Annotated in this window: 15 protein-coding genes, 1 pseudogene and 1 riboswitch; of the genes and pseudogenes, 10 read left to right on the top strand and 6 right to left on the bottom strand. The window is 70.6% G+C overall.

The window, feature by feature from the left end:
• Window positions 1-74 precede the first annotated feature (74 nt).
• Window positions 75-617 carry a hypothetical protein gene (locus BJF86_RS18805; protein WP_237768134.1) on the bottom strand — a complete coding sequence of 181 codons (543 nt, stop codon included), beginning with the start codon at window positions 615-617 and terminating at the stop codon, window positions 75-77.
• Window positions 618-869: 252 nt separating this feature from the next.
• On the opposite strand from BJF86_RS18805, the pseudogene BJF86_RS18800 reads away from it, so the two are divergent.
• Window positions 870-1,125 (top strand): annotated as a pseudogene (locus BJF86_RS18800) (transposase); the annotation flags it as partial.
• Between the two features lie 148 nt (window positions 1,126-1,273).
• On the opposite strand, the gene BJF86_RS08010 reads toward BJF86_RS18800, so the two are convergent.
• On the bottom strand, window positions 1,274-2,518 hold the full coding sequence (locus BJF86_RS08010) for a sulfate adenylyltransferase subunit 1 (RefSeq protein WP_075818302.1): 1,245 nt from the start codon (window positions 2,516-2,518) through the stop codon (window positions 1,274-1,276).
• A 23-nt stretch (window positions 2,519-2,541) separates the two neighbouring features.
• On the bottom strand, window positions 2,542-3,453 hold the full coding sequence (cysD, locus tag BJF86_RS08005) for a sulfate adenylyltransferase subunit CysD (RefSeq protein ID WP_075817987.1): 912 nt from the start codon (window positions 3,451-3,453) through the stop codon (window positions 2,542-2,544).
• A gap of 106 nt (window positions 3,454-3,559) precedes the next feature.
• Window positions 3,560-3,668: riboswitch (TPP riboswitch) on the top strand.
• Between the two features lie 54 nt (window positions 3,669-3,722).
• Between cysD and BJF86_RS08000 the strand changes: the two genes are divergently transcribed.
• Genes BJF86_RS08000 through BJF86_RS07975 form a run of 6 tightly spaced genes read left to right on the top strand, consistent with a single transcriptional unit; the run spans window position 3,723 to window position 9,494 of the window.
• Window positions 3,723-4,409, top strand: a complete 687-nt coding sequence (locus BJF86_RS08000; RefSeq protein WP_075817985.1) for a YkoF family thiamine/hydroxymethylpyrimidine-binding protein — start codon at window positions 3,723-3,725, stop codon at window positions 4,407-4,409.
• The gene (locus BJF86_RS07995) at window positions 4,406-5,014 is read left to right on the top strand and encodes an ECF transporter S component (RefSeq protein WP_075817983.1); all 609 of its coding nucleotides are present in this window, start codon (window positions 4,406-4,408) and stop codon (window positions 5,012-5,014) included. Before BJF86_RS08000 ends, BJF86_RS07995 begins: the two co-directional genes overlap by 4 nt.
• Window positions 5,011-6,765, top strand: coding sequence for an ABC transporter ATP-binding protein (locus BJF86_RS07990; RefSeq protein WP_083652815.1), 1,755 nt, complete (start codon window positions 5,011-5,013; stop codon window positions 6,763-6,765). The genes BJF86_RS07995 and BJF86_RS07990 overlap by 4 nt, the downstream gene beginning before the upstream one ends.
• Window positions 6,762-7,565, top strand: a complete 804-nt coding sequence (locus tag BJF86_RS07985; protein ID WP_083652885.1) for an energy-coupling factor transporter transmembrane component T family protein — start codon at window positions 6,762-6,764, stop codon at window positions 7,563-7,565. The genes BJF86_RS07990 and BJF86_RS07985 overlap by 4 nt, the downstream gene beginning before the upstream one ends.
• A gap of 46 nt (window positions 7,566-7,611) precedes the next feature.
• Entirely contained in the window at window positions 7,612-8,688 is a 1,077-nt protein-coding gene (gene cysC, locus BJF86_RS07980; RefSeq protein WP_237768133.1) for an adenylyl-sulfate kinase, read from the top strand.
• A gap of 41 nt (window positions 8,689-8,729) precedes the next feature.
• Window positions 8,730-9,494, top strand: a complete 765-nt coding sequence (locus BJF86_RS07975) for a 3'(2'),5'-bisphosphate nucleotidase CysQ (RefSeq protein ID WP_075817975.1) — start codon at window positions 8,730-8,732, stop codon at window positions 9,492-9,494.
• A gap of 4 nt (window positions 9,495-9,498) precedes the next feature.
• On the opposite strand, the gene BJF86_RS07970 is transcribed toward BJF86_RS07975, so the two are convergent.
• Window positions 9,499-11,265 carry an SLC13 family permease gene (locus BJF86_RS07970; protein WP_075817973.1) on the bottom strand — a complete coding sequence of 589 codons (1,767 nt, stop codon included), beginning with the start codon at window positions 11,263-11,265 and terminating at the stop codon, window positions 9,499-9,501.
• Between the two features lie 200 nt (window positions 11,266-11,465).
• Between BJF86_RS07970 and BJF86_RS07965 the strand changes: the two genes are divergently transcribed.
• Window positions 11,466-12,866, top strand: a complete 1,401-nt coding sequence (locus BJF86_RS07965; RefSeq protein WP_143553750.1) for a carbohydrate binding domain-containing protein — start codon at window positions 11,466-11,468, stop codon at window positions 12,864-12,866.
• Between the two features lie 6 nt (window positions 12,867-12,872).
• On the opposite strand, the gene BJF86_RS07960 is transcribed toward BJF86_RS07965, so the two are convergent.
• A complete protein-coding gene (locus tag BJF86_RS07960) occupies window positions 12,873-13,565 on the bottom strand; it encodes a hypothetical protein (protein ID WP_143553749.1) in 693 nt (230 codons plus the stop codon).
• Window positions 13,566-13,666: 101 nt separating this feature from the next.
• On the opposite strand from BJF86_RS07960, the gene BJF86_RS07955 reads away from it, so the two are divergent.
• Complete coding sequence (locus BJF86_RS07955; RefSeq protein ID WP_143553748.1) at window positions 13,667-15,178, top strand: polysaccharide biosynthesis C-terminal domain-containing protein; 1,512 nt, start codon at window positions 13,667-13,669, stop codon at window positions 15,176-15,178.
• On the top strand, window positions 15,178-16,080 hold the full coding sequence (locus BJF86_RS07950; protein ID WP_083652812.1) for a sulfotransferase domain-containing protein: 903 nt from the start codon (window positions 15,178-15,180) through the stop codon (window positions 16,078-16,080). The genes BJF86_RS07955 and BJF86_RS07950 overlap by 1 nt, the downstream gene beginning before the upstream one ends.
• Before the next feature lie 22 nt (window positions 16,081-16,102).
• On the opposite strand, the gene BJF86_RS07945 is transcribed toward BJF86_RS07950, so the two are convergent.
• Window positions 16,103-17,605, bottom strand: a complete 1,503-nt coding sequence (locus tag BJF86_RS07945; RefSeq protein ID WP_075817964.1) for a Wzz/FepE/Etk N-terminal domain-containing protein — start codon at window positions 17,603-17,605, stop codon at window positions 16,103-16,105.
• Between the last annotated feature and the right edge of the window lie 52 nt (window positions 17,606-17,657).

Genomic DNA, 17,657 nt, shown 5'->3' with positions numbered 1-17,657 from the left:
AGCACTGGCCCCCACTCCAAGACCTACAGTTGCGCACGCTGCGGCAGCCTGGAAACCCGAAGCGACGGGACGGGTCAAGGCCGCGTGTCCCTGCTACGGGCGAGGGACAGCGCAAGTGCGAGACCAAGAATGAAACCCGCCGCGGCACCGGCCCACGGAGCCAGCATCTTCATCGAGGTGGTCGCTGTCGGCTGCCCAGGCTCAGACAAGAACTGTAGGTTCCCCGACGGAAGATGTGGGCTCGGGCTTTCCGCCAGGAGTCCGTCGAGAGCCTCGAAGAATTGAGCGACCGTGTCGCTATCCTCTGCGACAAAACTCACGCGAATAATTCGGGTCGACGGAAGGTGGGTCGCTGTCAGGCCATCCCTTACCTGCGCGGTCGACAACGAGGTCGCCTCAGCCAACTCCCCGATCAACTCAGCTTCAGAGCGGAGGATGATGGCATACGAGCTAGCCAGCTGCGTGGCATCGTACGGCTCAGTGGGCAGAGTACTGCTGGAGGCGGCTGGCACGGCGTCGGTCTGCCCCATGGGAACGATCAGCTCGGCCTCGGCAGAGTAGGTCCTTCCAGGCAGTGCCTGTCCGGCGACACCCGCGCCAATCGCACCCGCGACCACCAGCGCCAGGATGACGTACCAGTACCTAGCCACCGATCGCAGGGGTCCGGATCCTGCGTAAATCACTTCCACCTCCCCGTTGACTGAGTGGCCGTGTGGCGCACCCTCCCTGATACTACAGCCGTCGATCAGGGTCCGGGACGAGTTTGCGCTGGTGAAGGTGCTCTCCGGCCAGGTCTTGGGGTGTCCGAGGATGTATCGCTCAAACGGTGAACCGGGCGTTATCGCCCCGGTTGCGCAAGAAGGAGTCGTCGCGACCGAGACACGGGTGCCTGTCAGTCCACCTTCACCGGAAAGAATGAGGTTCCCCCAGAACGAAGAGGCACCCACAACGAGCGGGTCAACTCTGTGTTCTCGCTGTAAGCCGAAGGCCCGGCCACCGGGGAGATCTCCGCGCACCTGTCTGTCAGAGACGTACGGCGCCTCGGTGTCCAAGGACACCATCTGGCGGACTACCGACCAAGTGATAGAAGAGATGCAAGCCTGGTGGGCACGGCCCTTGGCGCGGGCCACGCCGTGATCTTCAATGGGTGCCGCCCACACCCACTCCGGCTTGATCGTCTTGCGCAGCTCCTGCCGGTCCGCGGGGACCCCCGCCTGCTCCGTCGTGGTCGCCGAGTCTAGTGCGGTGCCGTTTCCCGGGCCGGGGAGGCTGATCAGCCGCGGATCATCCCCGCCCCGACGGTGACGCCGGAGGCTTGGTCTATGAGGATGAAGCTGCCGGTGACGCGGTTCTGCTCGTAGAGGTCGACCATGAGCGGCTGCTGCACCCGCATGCGGACGCGGCCGAGCTCGTTGAGGCCGATCTCGTCGGCCTCCTGGTCGCGGTGCAGGGTGTTGACGTCGAGGCGGTAGTCGATCTCCTTGACCAGCGCCTTCACCGTGCGCGTCGTGTGCTTGACGAGCAGCTTGGCCCGCGGCTTGAGCGCGCCCGGCGACATCCAGCAGATCATCGCGTCGAGGTCCTGGGTCTGCTCGGGCTGGTTGTTGACCCGGGCGATCATGTCGCCGCGACTGACGTCGACGTCGTCGGCGAGGCGCACGGTCACCGACATCGGGGGGTATGCCTCGTCCAGCTGCTTGTCGAAGGCGTCGATCGCCTCGATGGTGCTCGTCATCCCACTCGGCAGGACGATGACCCCGTCACCAGGCTTCATCACGCCGCCAGCGACCTGACCGGCATACCCGCGGTAGTCGTGGAACTCGTCCGACTTCGGGCGCACGACATACTGCACCGGGAACCGGACGTCACGCATCTCGCGGTCGGAGCCGATGTAGACGTGCTCGAGGTGGTGCAGCAGGCTGCTGCCCTCATACCAGTCCATGTTCTCGCTGCGCGAGACGACGTTGTCGCCCTGCAGCGCCGAGATCGGGATGACCGTGAGGTCGGGCACGTCAAGCTTGCGCGCGAAGGCCGTGAACTCGGCCTCGATCTCCCGGAACCGCTCCTCCGAGTAGCCAACGAGGTCCATCTTGTTGACCGCGAGCACCAGGTGCGGCACCCGCAGCATCGACAGGATGACCGCGTGACGACGCGACTGCTCGGTCATGCCCTGCCGGGCGTCCACCAGCACCAGGCCCAGGTCGGCGGTCGAGGCACCGGTGACCATGTTGCGGGTGTACTGCACGTGGCCCGGGGTGTCGGCGATGATGAACTTGCGCCGTGGCGTCGCGAAGTAGCGGTAGGCCACGTCGATGGTGATGCCCTGCTCCCGCTCGCTGCGCAGCCCGTCGGTGAGCAGCGCGAGGTCGGTGTAGTCGAAGCCCTTGTCCTTGGAGGTCTTCTCGACCGACTCCAGCTGGTCCTCGAAGATCGCCTTGCTGTCCAGCAGCAGCCGCCCGATGAGCGTCGACTTGCCATCGTCCACCGAGCCTGCGGTCGCGAAGCGCAGCAGGTCCATCCCGGTCTCGGTGCCCGTGCTCATCAGAAGTAGCCCTCCTTCTTGCGATCCTCCATGGCAGCCTCGGAGAACTTGTCGTCACCACGAGTGGCGCCGCGCTCGGTGATGCGGGAGGCCGCGACCTCCTCGATGATCTTGTCCAGGTCGTCGGCGTCCGACTCCAGGCAGCCGGTGAGCGTCAGGTCGCCGACGGTGCGGAAGCGGACGGTGCGCTCGGTGACGGTCTCGCCGGCACGCAGCGGGTTGAACTCGCTCTCGGTGAAGAGCATGCCGTTCCGTTCGAAGACCCGGCGCTGGTGCGCGTAGTAGATCGAGGGGATGTCGATCGCCTCACGGCGGATGTAGTCCCAGACATCCAGCTCGGTCCAGTTGGACAGCGGGAAGACGCGCATGTGCTCGCCCTCGTGGATCCGCCCGTTGTAGAGACTCCACAGCTCGGGTCGCTGGTTCTTCGGGTCCCACTGGCCGAACTCGTCACGGTGGGAGTAGACGCGCTCCTTGGCGCGAGCCTTCTCCTCGTCACGGCGGCCGCCACCGAAGGCGGCGGTGTAGCCCTCCTCCTCGATGGCGTTGAGCAGCGTGCCGATCTGCAGCCGGTTGCGGGGCGTCTTGCCGTCGTCGACGACGATGCCGTCCTTGATCGCCTGCTCGACCGAGGCGACGTGCAGCCGCACCCCGAGCCGGTCGACCCAGCGGTCGCGGGTGGCCAGGACCTCGGGGAAGTCGTAGCCGGTGTCGACCTGGAGCACCGGGAAGGGCACCTTGGCGGGGTAGAACGCCTTCTCCGCGAGCCGGAGCATGACGATCGAGTCCTTGCCGCCGGAGAACATCAGCACCGGCTTCTCGAACTCGGCCGCGACCTCGCGGAAGATATGGATCGACTCTGCCTCCAGCTCGTCGAGCTGGGAGAGTCGGTAGCTGCCGTCGACTGTCACACCTGCGCCTTTCCCCTACGGATGCTGCGCCAGCACGATATCGGACGACGGGGAGATATCCCGCATCGTCGCCCCTGCGGTCCTCCGCCCGGGCTGCTAGGTTCGTGCTCGACCCCCGGGGAGCGCCGAGACGGCGCTGAGAGTGCGGAAGGCCCGCAGACCCGTCCACCTGATCCGGTTCGTACCGGCGTAGGGAGCAGGGCACCCGCCGTCGTTCGTCGACGGCGCGTCTCGACCGACCCGTGGGTCCTTCGCACAGGAGGACCAGGATGAGCACCACCCCAGCGCAGACCGGGCATGCCCCGCAGCCGGCACCGACAGAGCTCGGCCCCGCCGAGATCGGGGTCGGCATGCGGCTCAGCGTGCACCCGCACACCGACCGGTTCGTCGAGGTCATCCTCGGGGCGCTCGACGACGTCGACGCCGCGGGACTGACAGAGGGCCTCACCATCGAGACCGACGACGTCAGCACCTACGTCGGTGCGACCGTTGCTCCCGGCGAGCAGCGGCTGGCCTCCTACCTGGCGGCCCTCGTCACGGCGGCCTCACGCCGCAGCGCCGGCGGGCACGTCGTCGCGCACGTGCTCCTCTCGCGCGGCTGCCCCGGCGAGGCGTCGTGCGACCTCACCACGACCCGCCTCCCGGGCGCCGCCCCGGTGGTCCTCGTTCCGGGCGAGCTGCCGGCTGTGGCCCAGTGGTCGCTCTACCCACTGCTCGACGGCGACGGCGGTGCGGGCGCCCACATGAGCCACATCGAGGAGGCCATCGCGACCGCCCGGCGCGACGGGGTCGCGGTGGCGCCGCGCCACTACGCGACGAGGCTCGCCGGTGACCTCTCCCAGGTCGTCGCCACGGCGGTCGACGCCTGGGCGCGGGTGGGCGCCACGGTGCCCCACGTCGTCACCCACCTGACCCTGTCCGTCGGCTCCCCCACCCCGGTGCAGGAGGAGCGATGAGCTCTCCCGCACCGGTGACCGACGGGCGCCGCACGACGTGGGCGATGAAGGACCTGGTGCTCATGGTGGTGCTCGGCGTGGTCTTCGGCTTCGTCTACTGGGCGCTCGTGCAGGCGTGGAACGGGCTCGCCGTGCTCATGGGACCCGCCGGCGACCTCGCCCAGCACGTGCTGCTCGGCGGCTGGCTCCTCGTGGCCCCCATCGCCCTGGCGATCACCCGCCGTCCCGGAGCCGGCGTCCTGGCCGAGATCCTCGCCTCGGTCATCGAGGTGGTCTTCCTCGGGTCGCCCGTGGGTCCGACGCTGGTCCTCGCGGCCACCATCCAGGGCGCGGGCAGCGAGCTCGCCTTCGCGCTCACCCGGTACCGGCGCTGGGGGTGGACGGTCTTCGCGCTCTCGGGCCTGCTGGGAGCCGGGCTGGTCTTCTTCTTCAGCGCCTTCCGCTCGGGGTGGTACGGGCAGGACATCTTCCTGCTGCGCCTCATGGTGCAGTGCGTCTCCGGCGTCGTCCTCGGGGGGCTGCTGGCCAAGGTGCTCGTGGACGCCCTGGTCCGCACCGGGGTGGTCGACAACTTCGCCGTCGGTCAGGCGCGTGAGGAGTCGTGACGGGAGCATCACCCGCCGGTGCGGTGGTCCGGCTCGCCGGTGTCTCCGTCACCTTCGCGGCACGCCGGGACCCCGTCCTCCGGGACGTCTCGCTGCGGCTGGCCCCGGGTGAGCAGGTCGTGCTCCTGGGGCCTTCCGGCTCGGGGAAGTCGACCGTGCTGCACACCGTCACGGGCGTCGTGCCGCATACCGTGCCCGCGCAGGTCGAGGGTGAGGTCACGGTCGCCGGCACACCGACCGGCGACACGACCGTGGTCGAGCGGTCCCGGCACCTGGGCGTGCTCGCGCAGGACCCCTCCGCCGGCGTGTGCCTGCCGGTCGTCGAGCAGGAGCTGGCGCTGCCGATGGAGAACGACGCCGTCGAACCGGGAGAGATCGACGCGCGGATCGACGCCGCCCTGGAGATGGTCGGCGTCGCGCACCTCCGTGCCCGCGCGACGTCGCAGCTCTCCGGCGGCGAGTCGCAGCGGGTCGCTCTGGCGGCCGCGACGGTCACCCGGCCGCAGGTGCTGCTGCTGGACGAGCCGACCTCCATGCTGGACGGTGACGGCGTCGGGGCGGTGCGCGCCGCACTGTCACGTGTCGTCGGCCGCCAGGGGGCAGCGACGGTCCTCGTCGAGCACCGCCTCGACGAGTGGGCCGGTGACCGGGGCGTCGCCGCGCTGCCGGGGCGGGCGGTCGTGCTCGACGAGTCCGGGCGGGTTGCCGCCGACGGTCCGACCGAGGACGTGCTCGCGCTGCACGGCCCACGGTTGCACGCCATGGGCTGCTGGCTGCCGCTGGAGACCGAGCTCCGTGCGCTCACGGGTGCGGCCGGGGGCCTCGCGCACGCCGACAACGTCGCGCTGCTGGAGCGGCTGGCCGACCAGGGGGCGGAGGAGGCAGGCCCCGCGCCCGTGCCGGACCCCCTCCATCCTGCGGCCCGGACGGACGACGCCGTCCTGCTGAGCGCCTCCGGCCTGGCGGTGGCGCGCACGACTCTTGCTCGGCGACGTCGAGAGCCTGCGGCGAGGCCGGTGCTGGCGGGGGTCGACCTGCAGGTGCGCCCCGGCGAGGTGGTCGCCGTACTCGGCGCCAACGGGGTCGGCAAGACGACCCTGCTGCTGACGCTGGCCGGTCTGCTGCCGCCCGCCGCGGGCGGGGTCGCCGGGCCACGTCCGGGCCTGGTGTTCCAGAACCCCGAGCACCAGTTCGTGGCGAGCAGCGTGCGGGCGGAGGTCGCGCACGGTCTACGAGCCGTCACCGACGGGGGCCTGGACGGCGTCGTCGACCGTCAGCTGCGGCGGCACCGGCTCGAGCACCTCGCCGACCAGAACCCGTTCCGCCTCTCCGGTGGGGAGAAGCGGCGGGTGAGCCTGGCGGCGATGCTGGCGCACGAGCGCCGGGTCCTGCTGGCGGACGAGCCCACGCTGGGCCTGGATCGGCGCGACGCGATCGCCGTGGCCTCTACCCTGGCCGACGTCGCCGCCGGCGGCGGTGCGGTCGTGCTCGCCAGCCACGACCTGCGCCTGGTGGCGACGGTCGCCACGCGCGTCCTGGTGCTGGGCGAGGGCGGGGTGCTCACCGACGCCCCAACCGCCCGGGCACTCGGGGACGAGGCCGTCCTGGACCGGGCCCGGGTGCGGCTCCCCGCCCTCGTCGGCTGGCTGGTCCACCACCGCCCCGCCGATCTGCGGACGGTCCTGCGCGGCCTGGACCGCAACGTCGCGGTCGCCTCCCCTGCGCCGGACCGCCCGGGTGGGTGCCGATGAGTTGGTCCGCGGCGGCCGTGGCCGACGGATCGTCGCTCGCCCGCCGGAACCCCACCGTGAAGCTCGCCGTGCTCGTCTCGGTCTCGGTCGCGGCGATGTTCATGCTCGACCCGCTCACCCCGTCGGTGCTCTACCTGCTGGCGCTCGGCGGGGTCCTGATCACGACCCGGGCGCCCGCCCGGACGGTGGCCCTCGCGCACGTGCCCTTCCTGCTGTTCGGGCTGGGCGTCTTCGTGGTCAACGCGCTCTCGCGCCCCGGCACCGTGCTGTGGGAGGACCTGCCTGTCCGGGTGACCGTCGAGGGCGTCGAGATCGGTGCCGCGCTGGCCGCGCGGACGCTGCTCATCGGCGTGCTCGCGATCGGTTTCCTCCTCTCCACCGACGGGGTGGCCCTCATGACGAGCCTGCACCAGAACGCCCGCCTCGACGCCCGGCTGACCTACGCCGTGCTGGCGGGCTACCGGATGCTGCAGGACATGCCACGCGAGTGGGCCCTCATCAGGGCGGCGCACGCCGTCCGCGCCGGCGACCCCGGACACCCGGGCAGGATGTCACGCGCGGGTCCGCTGGCACGGTCCGTCTTCTCGCTCCTCGTGGTCTCGATCCGCAAGGGCGAGCGGATGGCGCAGGCGCTGGAGTCCCGAGGGCTGGGCCGGCAGCCCCGGACGACGTGGCGCCCGGTCGTCGTGACCGCAGCCGACTGGGTCCTCGTGGTGGTGTGCGCCCTCACCCTGACCGCCGTCCTCGTCCTCAGCGCGTGGTCGGGCCAGCTGCGGGGGCCGGGTGCGCTCTTCGGCTGACGCACCCCCGGGGGGACGCCGGTGGCGGATGGCAGACTGCGTGTTCGTGGAACCAGCATCTCCGGCCCCTCTCTTTCCCGGCGTCCCCCTCCTCGACGACCTCGAGCTGGTGCGCCTTGGGCTGCTCGCGCCCGACGCGGTGGACCTGCCTCGGGGGACGGCGACAGTGGTGGACGCCGAGGGGGTTCCGGTCGCCGAGGTGGCCGAGGACGGCGCCCTCACCTGGCTGTCGGCCCGCTCCTCCCGCCCGTTCGAACGGTGGCACCTCGACGATGCCGGGGTCGAACTGCCGGCGGCGCTCGTGGACGACCCGGCCGCCCTGGCCGAGATCCCGGACGGCACCCGGACGCTCGTGGTGCTGGCCTCGGTCGACGGCGACGACAACCAGCGCGACCTCGACCTGGTCCGCGCGGTGCGTCGCGCGACCGACGACGGGGGGTATGCCCTGCGCGTCGCCCCGGTCGGGCTCGCCGCCCCGGACCGGCAGCAGCGGGTCGAGCAGCTGCGGGCTGCCCTGGCCGGCGACCACGGCACCGTCCACGACCTGACCGGGCGGGGCGAGCCCGCGGCATACCAGGGACAGGGGCAGGGCGTCGTGGTCCTGCTCAGCGGGCTCTCCGGCTCGGGGAAGTCGACCCTCGCCCGGGCGCTGCGCGACCGGCTCGTCGAGGACCAGGGGCGCGCGGTCTCGCTGCTGGACGGCGACGTCGTGCGCCGCCACCTGTCGGCGGGGCTGAGCTTCTCGCCCGAGGACCGGGAGACCAACATCCGCCGGATCGGCTGGGTCGCCGCGGAGATCGCGCGGCACGGCGGGACCGCGATCGCCAGCCCGATCGCGCCCTTCGAGCGCACCCGCCAGGACGTGCGCGCCATGGTCGAGGGCCGCGGCGGCCGCCTGGTCCTCGTCCACGTCGCCACCCCGCTCGAGGAGTGCGAGCGCCGCGACCGCAAGGGCCTGTATGCCCGTGCCCGCGCCGGCGAGATCCCCGACTTCACCGGCATCAGTTCGCCCTACGAGGTGCCCACCGACGCCACCCTGACCCTCGACACGACCGGGCAGGACGTCGACCCGCTCGTCGACCAGATCCTGGCTGCGCTCGAGCTGCCCGCCATCACCGACTGACCAGCCACACCACCGACCACCACACCGTGAGGGGAACCACCATGACCGACGACCACCAGCTCGCCCGCGAGCTCGCCGACCTCGCCGGGGAGCGGCTGCTCGCCGTGCGCACCGAGCTGCACGCAGCCGGCGTAGAGGGCCGCGAGCTCAAGGACGCCGGGGACGCCGCCTCCCAGGAGGTGCTGGCCGCGGCCCTGGCCGAGCGCGCTCCCGGCGACGCCGTCCTCAGCGAGGAGGCGGTCGACGACCACGCGCGGCTGTCGGCCGACCGGGTGTGGATCATCGACCCGCTCGACGGGACCCGCGAGTTCAGCGAGGTGCCCCGCGACGACTGGGCGGTGCACGTGGCGCTGTGGCAGGGCGGCGACCTCGTGGCCGGTGCAGTCGCGCTCCCCGCCCGCGGCGTGACCTACGGCACCGACGAGCAGGGCGACGGCATCCCGGCGCGACCGGAGGGCGAGCCGCCGCTGCGGCTGGCCGTGAGCCGCTCGCGCCCCCCGGCCTTCGCGGAGGAGCTCGGCCGGTCGATGGGCGCGACGACCGTGCCGATGGGCTCGGCCGGGGTCAAGGCGATGTCGGTCGTCGACGGGTCGTCGGACGCCTACGTGCACGCGGGCGGGCAGTACGAGTGGGACTCGGCGGCGCCGGTAGCGGTCGCCCAGGCATACGGGCTGCACACGAGCCGGGTCGACGGGAGCCCGCTGGTCTACAACAAGGAGAACCCGTGGTCGCCGGACCTCGTCGTCTGCCGGCCCGAGGTCGCCGAGTCGCTGCTCGCAGCGCTGTCGACGATGGACCTGGGCTGAGCCGTCACGGCCACAGCAGCGGGGTCAGGACCACCGTCGCCACGACCACCAGCGCGGTGAGCACCCAGCCGAGCCGGGCGTAGTCGGTGAACCGGTAGCCGCCGGGGCCGTAGACCATCATGTTGGTCTGGTAGCCGATCGGCGACAGGAACGAGGCCGATGCGGCCACGGCGACGGCGATCGCCGCGCCACGCGGGTCCATGCCCACCGACTCGGCGGTCGCCACGGCGACCGGCAGCATGAGCAGCGCCGCCGCGTTGTTCGTCACCAGCTCGGTGAGCACGATCGTCGCCAGCACCAGGCCGAGCAGGACCCCGACGGTGCCGAAGCCGCCGAGCGAGGCGACCAGCCCGCCGGCGACCGCGCCGGCCAGGCCCGAGACCTGCATGGCGCTGGCGAGCCCGAAGGCCGAGGCGATGACGAGGATGACCTCGAGGTCCACCGCGCGGCGCGCCTCCTGCGCCGAGAGGATGCCGGAGAGCACGAGCGCGACCGCACCGAGCAGCGAGCCCTGCAGGATCGGCAGGACGTCGAAGGCCGCCAGACCGACGACGAGGACGAGGACGGTGACAGGGATCCACGCGCGCCGGGTGGCCGCGGGCGGAGAGCCGTCGAGACCAGCGATGAGCAGGAAGTCGGAGTGGTCGCGCCAGCGACGGCGGAAGTCGGGGTCGGAGACGACGATGAGGGTGTCGCCGAGCCGGATCGTCTCTGCGCCGAGCTTGCCGTCGACGAGGTGGCCCGAGCGGTGGATGCCCACCACCGCTGCCTGATAGGTGGACCGAAAGCCGGACTCGCGCAGCGTGCGGCCGACCAGCGGCGACTGCGAGCCGACGACGACCTCGAAGTACTTCGCGCTCTGGCTCTGCAGGTCCAGGACGTGCTCGAGCTCGGCGGAGCGCAGGCCCGGCATGGCCTGGGCGTCGACGACCTTGCTGACGGAGCCGACGAAGTGCAGCCGGTTGCCGCCCCGCAGCACGGTGTCGGGCCGCACGGGGGCGATGACCGTGTCGCCGCGGTCGACCGAGACGAGGAAGAGCCCCGGCAGCGAGCGCAGCTTGGCCTCCTCGACCGTCTTGCCGTCCACCGGGCCGCCGTCCTGGACGATCATCTCGATGGAGAAGCGTCGGCCCTGCTCCTCGAGCTCCTCACGGGCCGAGCGGCGGGCCGGGAGAAGGGGAGGCGACAGCGCCACCAGGGCGACCAGGCCGAGGAGCGCGATCGGCAGACCGAGCCTGCCGATCTCGAAGAAGCCGATCTCGTCCAGGCCGAGTTCGCCCATCTGCCCGGAGACGACGAGGTTGGTCGAGGTGCCGATGACCGTGAGCAGCCCGCCGAGGATGGCGGCGAAGGACACCGGCATGAGGAACTTGCTCGCCGACAGCCCGCGGCGCTCGCACCACGCGGTGATCTGCGGGATGAGCATGGCGACGATCGGGGTGTTGTTGAGCAGCGCGGAGGCGCCCATGGTCGGCGTCAGCACCCGCAGCAGCGGCACCCGGTAGGTCCCCCGCTCCCCCAGCGTGCGCTGCATGACCGGCGCGAGAGCCCCGGTCTTCTCGATACCGGCCGCGACGACATACAGCGCGGCGACGGTGATGGGGGCGGGGTTGGAGAAACCGGAGAATGCCTGCGCCGGAGTGACCACCCCGAGGGTCAGCAGGACGATGACGCCGCCGAGCACGACCACCCAGGGGCTGGTGCGCTGGCGGACGAGGGCGGCGAGCACGCCGACGATCACGACGATCGTGATCCACGCATCGAGCTGCACGGCAGGGGTCCTTTCTCCGGGCCCAGACGTCGAGAAACCTTACGAACCCCTTGCGGTTAGCCCAAACTTTCGAACAGATGAACCTCAGGAGGCAACTTGGGTCGCAGCAGGGTGTCGGCCCGGGTTAGCGTCCCCCGGAGCAGGGGTCGATGCCGACCCCTTGTCCCGTTCACCGTTGTCCCTGAGGAAGTAACCCCGTCATGACTGATTCCACCATGCCCGTACGACAGCCACGTGTCTGGCTGATCCTGGGCCTCGTCGCGGCCCTGCTGGCGGCCTTCGCCGTCACCACCGTGGCGGCCGCACCGGCTCGTGCCGCCGAGCTCGTCGACAACCCCGACTTCGAGCAGGGGACGCGGCACTGGCGGACCAACGGCTCTGACGAGGTCCTTCGGGTGCAGGAGGTCTCCGGCAGCCCGGCCGCCGTGCTGACCACGACCCGCACCACCCATGCTGTGCTCAACGACACCACGAACAGCGTGACCGACACCGGCGCGGTAGGGGCCAGCTACCGGGTACAGGCCCGTCTGCGGGGCACCCCCGGCGCCGACGGCGCACTCCGTCTCCGAGAGGTGTCCTCGCGCGGGACGATCGAGCACGAGACGTCTTTCACGCTAGGCGACAGCTGGCGGACGGTGGAGCTCACCGTCCGCACCACGCACCCCAACGCCAGCCTGGACCTCAACGTCGTGGCTTGGGACCTGGCCGTCGGCCAGCGTCTCGTGATCGACTCCGTGAGAATGGAGCGGGTCGGCTCCGGGGCGCAGCCCACTCCCGAGCCCTGCACCGGCGAGGTTCCGGACAGCACCCTCTTCGGCGCATCCATGACCACCTCCGGGATCAGCGCCGAGGACTCCCTCGCGCGGCTCGACTCGGCCTTCGGCACCATCCCGGTCGTCCGTGTCTTCGACCCGAACCTGCCCTTCGAGTGGAGCCACCGGCGCAACGACGTCCTGGACGGGCGGACCATGGTCATGTCCTTCCGACCCATGCCTCAGGAGGTCCTTTCCGGACGACATGACGCCTTCTTCCGCCGCTGGTTCGCGCAGGCTCCCGAGGACCGGACGATCTACTGGTCCTACATCCACGAGCCCGAGCCGCTCATCCGCGACGGCCGCTTCACGATGTCGCAGTACAAGCAGGCCTGGCGGCGCATCGAGAGCATCGCCGACGAGGCGTGCAAGCCCAACATGTTCGCCACGTTGATTCTCACCGGGTGGACCGCCACCCCGGCGTCCGGTCGCGACTACCGAGACTACGACGCCGGCCGCGACGTGATCGACGTGCTGGCCTGGGACCCGTACAACGGTGCTTCCGATCCGGATCGTGACTACTACTCTCCGGTCTCGGACTTCATGGCCCCGGCCGTGCAGACGTCACTGCAAGACGGCCGCCCGTGGGGCATAGCGGAGACCGGGAGCCGGCTGATCCCCGGTGACTCTGGGCCGGGCCGCGCCCGCTGGCTGCGCTCCCTCGCCGAGTACGCCGTCGCCAACGACGCGCAGTTCGTCACCTACTTCCAGTCGACCCGTGACGGTGACTGGCGCCTGAACGACCAGCACTCGCGCGCGGTGTGGCGCGAGTTCGCCGCTCGCCGGTGACACTCCTCAGCAGGTCGACTCATCCGTGAAGGCCTGACCGACGGCGATCCAGCGGTCGTCCTGGAACGCCAGCGACAGCACGCTGGGAACCCGCTGCGCGGCGCTCTCGTCGGTCAACGACTGACCGTTGGCATCAAGGACACGGACCGCGGAGTGGTCGAGACACACCTCGACCAGGGCCGTCGGAGGGTCGGCCTGCTGATCGAGCTCGAGCACGGTAGAAGAGACCAGTTCCGGCGTGCCCTCCTGGGTCCAGCCGTTCTCGGTGTATTCGAGGACGCTGGCCTCGATGTCGGACAGCAGGCCGCCGCCGGCGACAGAGACCACTTCATCCCAGTCGACGGAGTCGGGGGTGACGAGGGCGTCGCTACGCACCCGCACGACCGGGTCCACGAGCTCGCCCGCGTCGGCGTCCTCGGCCACCTGCTGCGGGGTGACCTCAGAAGCCACATTCTTGATCGGCGTGGCGCCTTCCGCGTTCACCCTTGGCCCCTCCGTCTCTGCGTCTTCCTCGTCGGGCGCCGCGGCAGCATCGGTGGTGGTCGGAACCGCATCTGCGTCCGCTGTCTGTCCGTTACCGGCGGTCACAGGACTGTCTGCGACGCCAGAGTCCTCGGCTGACATGGACTGCAGCCACAGCAGCGCTGCGGCTGCGAGCACCAGCACCGCGACCAGGACCCCCACAGTGCGACGATTCACGGTTGCCTCCTCGATACCAGGTGCGCATAGCCTACGCTCGTCCTTGCGCCGGCATCGCGTCTCCGGTGGTCAGCCACCGATTCGTCCTGGAGGGCTCGAACATGAGCAGCACGACCGCGCCCGGCGAGGGCATGGGTTCGGTCGCGCGTGGCGGTGCCTTCGTCCTGATCGGCTCGTTGACGAGTGCCGCCATGGGACTGCTCCTCGTCGTGGTCCTCGGTCGAGTCCTGGGCGCCTCCGATGCCGGCATCGTCTTTCAGGGGATCGCAGCCTTCACCATCGCGATGAGCGTCGCCCGGTTCGGGTTGGACACGACCGCCGTCTGGTTGCTGCCCCGGCTGCGCTCGGAGGACGCGTCCTTCCTGCGCGCCGCTGTCGTCGGCATCCTCTGGCCGACGGTGGTCCTGGGTCTCATCGGCTGGGGGATGTTGTACGCCACGAGTCTCCTCCTTGATGCGGCGGACCTGGGCGGGGCGCTGCGGGCGATGGCCTGGGCCCTGCCCTTCGCCGGCGTCACCATGGTGGGGCTCGCGGCGACCCGGGCGCTCGGCGGGGTGCGGCCCTTCGTCCTCGTGCAGAGCATCGGCATCCCCAGCGCTCGGCCCGCCCTCGCCCTCCTCGTGACAGCCGCCGGAGGAGCTTCTGCGGCGGTGGCGGCGTCGTGGGTGCTCCCTCTCGCGATCTCCGCCCCGATCGTCCTTCTCGTCCTGGCACATCAGCTGGTTCGTCACGCCGGACCACGCTCTGCGGGCTCGACGTGGAGGCCGACCCGTGTGCTGACCAGGCGGATCTTCGGCTACGCCCTCCCGAGAGCCGTGGCGACCGTCCTGGAGCAGGCCATGACCTGGCTCGACGTGCTGCTCGTCGGACTGCTGGCCGGTCCCGCGGCGGCCGGGATCTATGGCGCCGCCACGCGATTCACCCAGGCGGGCCTGATCATGAGTACCTCCCTGCGGATCGTCGTGGCGCCGATGTTCAGCCGCCACCTCGGCTCGGGCGAGCTGCCCGCGGTCCGCCACCTCTACACCACGACCACCAAGTGGATCATCGCCGTCAGCGTGCCGATCTACCTTGGTCTGGCCCTGTTCGGGGGCACAGTCATCAGCCTGCTGGGTGCCGAGTTCCGCGAGGGTGGCCTGGCCCTCGGTGTGCTGGCGGGCGGGATGGTGCTGGTCCTGAGTGCCGGCAACATTCAGTCCGTGCTCCTGATGAGCGGCCACAGCTCGCTGGCTGCCCTGAACAAGTTCTGCGCCGTGCTCGTGACCGTCGGCCTGCTGCTCCTCTTGCTCCCTGAATGGGGCATCGTCGGTGCGGCGGCGGCCTGGGTAGTCGGGATGGGGCTTGACACCGGACTGGCCGCCTGGCAGGTCCACCGCCGCGTCGGGGTTCAGCCGTGGGGAGGCGGCGTTCTGAAGGTTCTGGCCCTCACGCTGTGGTCTTTCGGCCTGCCGGCCCTCGGGGCGCGGCTCCTCGGTGGTGACGAGCTCGGCACGACGGTCGTGGGTGTTCTGCTTGGTAGCCTCTGCCTGGCCCTGACAGCCTGGCGACTGGCAGCGCTCTTCCAGGTGGCCGCGCTGGGCCCCATCATCCGCAGCAGAAAGGGGAAGCCGTAGTGGACACCGTCCAACTGACCGCGCTCAAGTCCAAGGTCCCGCGGTGGACCCTCGATGTCGCGAACGCCAGCACACGGCTCGGTGCCCTCGCGACGGCGGCCGACCGCCCGCTGCCCGACTTCCTCGTGGTCGGCGCGAAGCGCGGAGGCACGACGTCGCTGTTCAACTATCTCGTCCAGCATCCCGGCGTCCTCCCGCTCTACCCCCAACCTCGGGGCCGGAAGAGCACCGACTTCTACTTCGCCGACTCGGGTCGGTCGCAGCGGTGGTATCGGTCGCATTTCCATACGGAGACATACCGTCGACTTCTGGCGCGCCGCCTCGGCCACCGCCCGCTCAGCTTCGAGGCCTCGCCCTATTACATCTGGGATCCCCGGATCGCGGCGAAGGTGGCCGCCCTGGCTCCGGCCACCAAGGCCATCCTCATGGTCCGCAACCCAGTGCCGCGCGCCTGGTCTCACTATCAAGAGCGGGTCCAGAACGGGGTCGAGCCGCTCAGCTTCGAGGAGGCCCTGGAGGCCGAGGACCAACGCCTCGAGGGAGAGCTCGAGCGTATGGCCGCCGATCCCGGATATCACAGCACCACCTGGGACTGGTACGGCTACCGCCGCCGCGGTGAGTACCTCGCTCAGATCAAGAACTGGCTAGAGCACTTCCCGCGCGAGCAGTTGTTGGTGCTCCCGAGCGAGCGGCTGTATGCGCACACGCAGGACACGATGGATGCGGTATCGAACTTCCTCGGCGTCCCGCACCACCAGATGCCCACGACCAAGCCGTACAACGCCACCTGGCGCACGAAGGACGCGCCGCCGGAAGCCGTAGCAGAAGAGCTGAGGGCTCACTACGCGCCGCACAACGCCGCACTTGCCGACTTCCTGGGCGACCAGCTCGACTGGTCCTGACCGGCCGGGCCGGGCCGCTGCGTCACGGCCGACCGGTCGACACCTCCCCGGTGCCGGGCTGGGCCTTGCGCCGCCGATCCACCAAGACGGTCCCGAGAACCGTCCCGCCCTGGAGGGCGACATCGTGAGTCGTGCGGCGAAGCGTCGAGGTGAGGGTTCTGCCCCGGACGGCGACGAGCACGCTGGCGTCGGCCAGCCGGCTGGCGGCGAGCCTCGTCGCGCGACCGAAGTGCTCGGGGACTGAGACCATGACCAGAGCCGAGCTGCGCCTCCTCTCAATCTCCTGGCGCACGGCAGAGGACAGGGGTTCATCCTCGGATCCCGTCTGCGGCACGAAGAGCGAGAAGGTCGGCAGATCGGCGGCGACATAGCGCGCACCTGCCTCACCCACCTCGGGCTCCCCCAGCGCGAGAGCCTGTCGCAGCTGCTGGACCTCGACGTCGTCCTCGTGCAGCGCAATGAATTCGACCGGCGTGCCGGACTGGGCCAGGACCCGCGCGAGACTCAGCGGAACTCCTCTGCTCACGGCGGCAGGCCCGATGGGGAGGACCGCCAGCAGACCGTGCTGCCCCGCGACCAGTCCCCCTGCAAGAAGCCGTTCCCGGATCTCACGGTACGCCGCCAGTCCCTCGCCCTCGGGGGGCATCTGGGTGTTGGTCCGGTCGATCTGACCCAGGAGGTCTTCCCCGCCGCTGTTGCGGATGTCCCCCCGGCTCACCGCCCGCGGCCGCAGCCCCTGAAGCACGAAGGCGAGGATGACACCGAGACCCAGGCCCGCGGCAGCGCTGGTCAGCAGCACCAGCAAGGGCGAGGGCTGGTACTCGACCTGCCCCGCCGCGGCCGGACTGATCACCGTGCCACCATTCGTGTCGATGCCACGCGCCGTCGCCAGCTGAGTCGAGAGCGCGTCGATCTCGAGACTGATGAGCGTCCGGTCCGACTGGGCCTCGATGGCCGCATCACTGTCCTCACCCAAAGCGGCGATCCGCTCGTTGACCGACTTGAGCTCCTCGCGCAGCTCGTCCAGGCGGGCGTTGGACTGCTCAACCCTGCGCTCGATCCTGTTCTGCGCCAGCTCGGAGCGGTACTCCAGGAAGGCGTTCGCCGATGCGTCGGCGATCGCCCTCGCCTGGTCTTCCGAGCCAGCCGTAGCGGAGATCCGTAGCACGGCGGTGTTCGCCACGCTGACGGCCTCCGTGGCGGATCGAACGGAGGCAGCGTCCTGATCCCCGCCCAGTGACTCGGCCGCGCGCTCGGCCACGACGAAGGACGACGCGACCTGGGCCTCGCCCGCAGGATCGATCAGCTCGGACACCGGACGACCTACGTCAAAGGGATCACTGGTGATGAGGTTGATGGATACCGAGGCGGTGGCCGTCGCCTGTCGCGGCGCCAGGGCGAGGAAGGCGACGCCAGCCCCGACACACAGCACCACGCTCAACAGGACGACCCACCAGCGCCGCCAGAGGATCTCGAGGTAGCGACGGAGATCGACGCTGACGTCCTCCTGGTGCTGCTGATACATCCTGCTCCTGAGTGGTGGTCCCCTGTCCCGAGCACGGCGGCCCGTGCGCGTC

This window comes from Serinicoccus sp. CNJ-927, assembly GCF_001942435.1.
Lineage (GTDB): Bacteria > Actinomycetota > Actinomycetes > Actinomycetales > Dermatophilaceae > Ornithinicoccus > Ornithinicoccus marinus.
Note: the sequence above shows the minus strand (reverse complement) of the source record. Positions and strands in the feature narration are given on the sequence as shown.

What these genes read in the sequence shown, in the direction of transcription:
- BJF86_RS07975 (WP_075817975.1), top strand. Translation starts at nt 8,730, where the DNA reads ATGACCGACGACCACCAGCTCGCCCGCGAGCTCGCCGACCTCGCCGGG.
- BJF86_RS07985 (WP_083652885.1), top strand. Translation starts at nt 6,762, where the DNA reads ATGAGTTGGTCCGCGGCGGCCGTGGCCGACGGATCGTCGCTCGCCCGC.
- BJF86_RS07945 (WP_075817964.1), bottom strand. Translation starts at nt 17,605, where the DNA reads ATGTATCAGCAGCACCAGGAGGACGTCAGCGTCGATCTCCGTCGCTAC.
- BJF86_RS08010 (WP_075818302.1), bottom strand. Translation starts at nt 2,518, where the DNA reads ATGGACCTGCTGCGCTTCGCGACCGCAGGCTCGGTGGACGATGGCAAG.
- BJF86_RS08000 (WP_075817985.1), top strand. Translation starts at nt 3,723, where the DNA reads ATGAGCACCACCCCAGCGCAGACCGGGCATGCCCCGCAGCCGGCACCG.
- BJF86_RS07995 (WP_075817983.1), top strand. Translation starts at nt 4,406, where the DNA reads ATGAGCTCTCCCGCACCGGTGACCGACGGGCGCCGCACGACGTGGGCG.
- BJF86_RS07955 (WP_143553748.1), top strand. Translation starts at nt 13,667, where the DNA reads ATGAGCAGCACGACCGCGCCCGGCGAGGGCATGGGTTCGGTCGCGCGT.
- BJF86_RS07965 (WP_143553750.1), top strand. Translation starts at nt 11,466, where the DNA reads ATGACTGATTCCACCATGCCCGTACGACAGCCACGTGTCTGGCTGATC.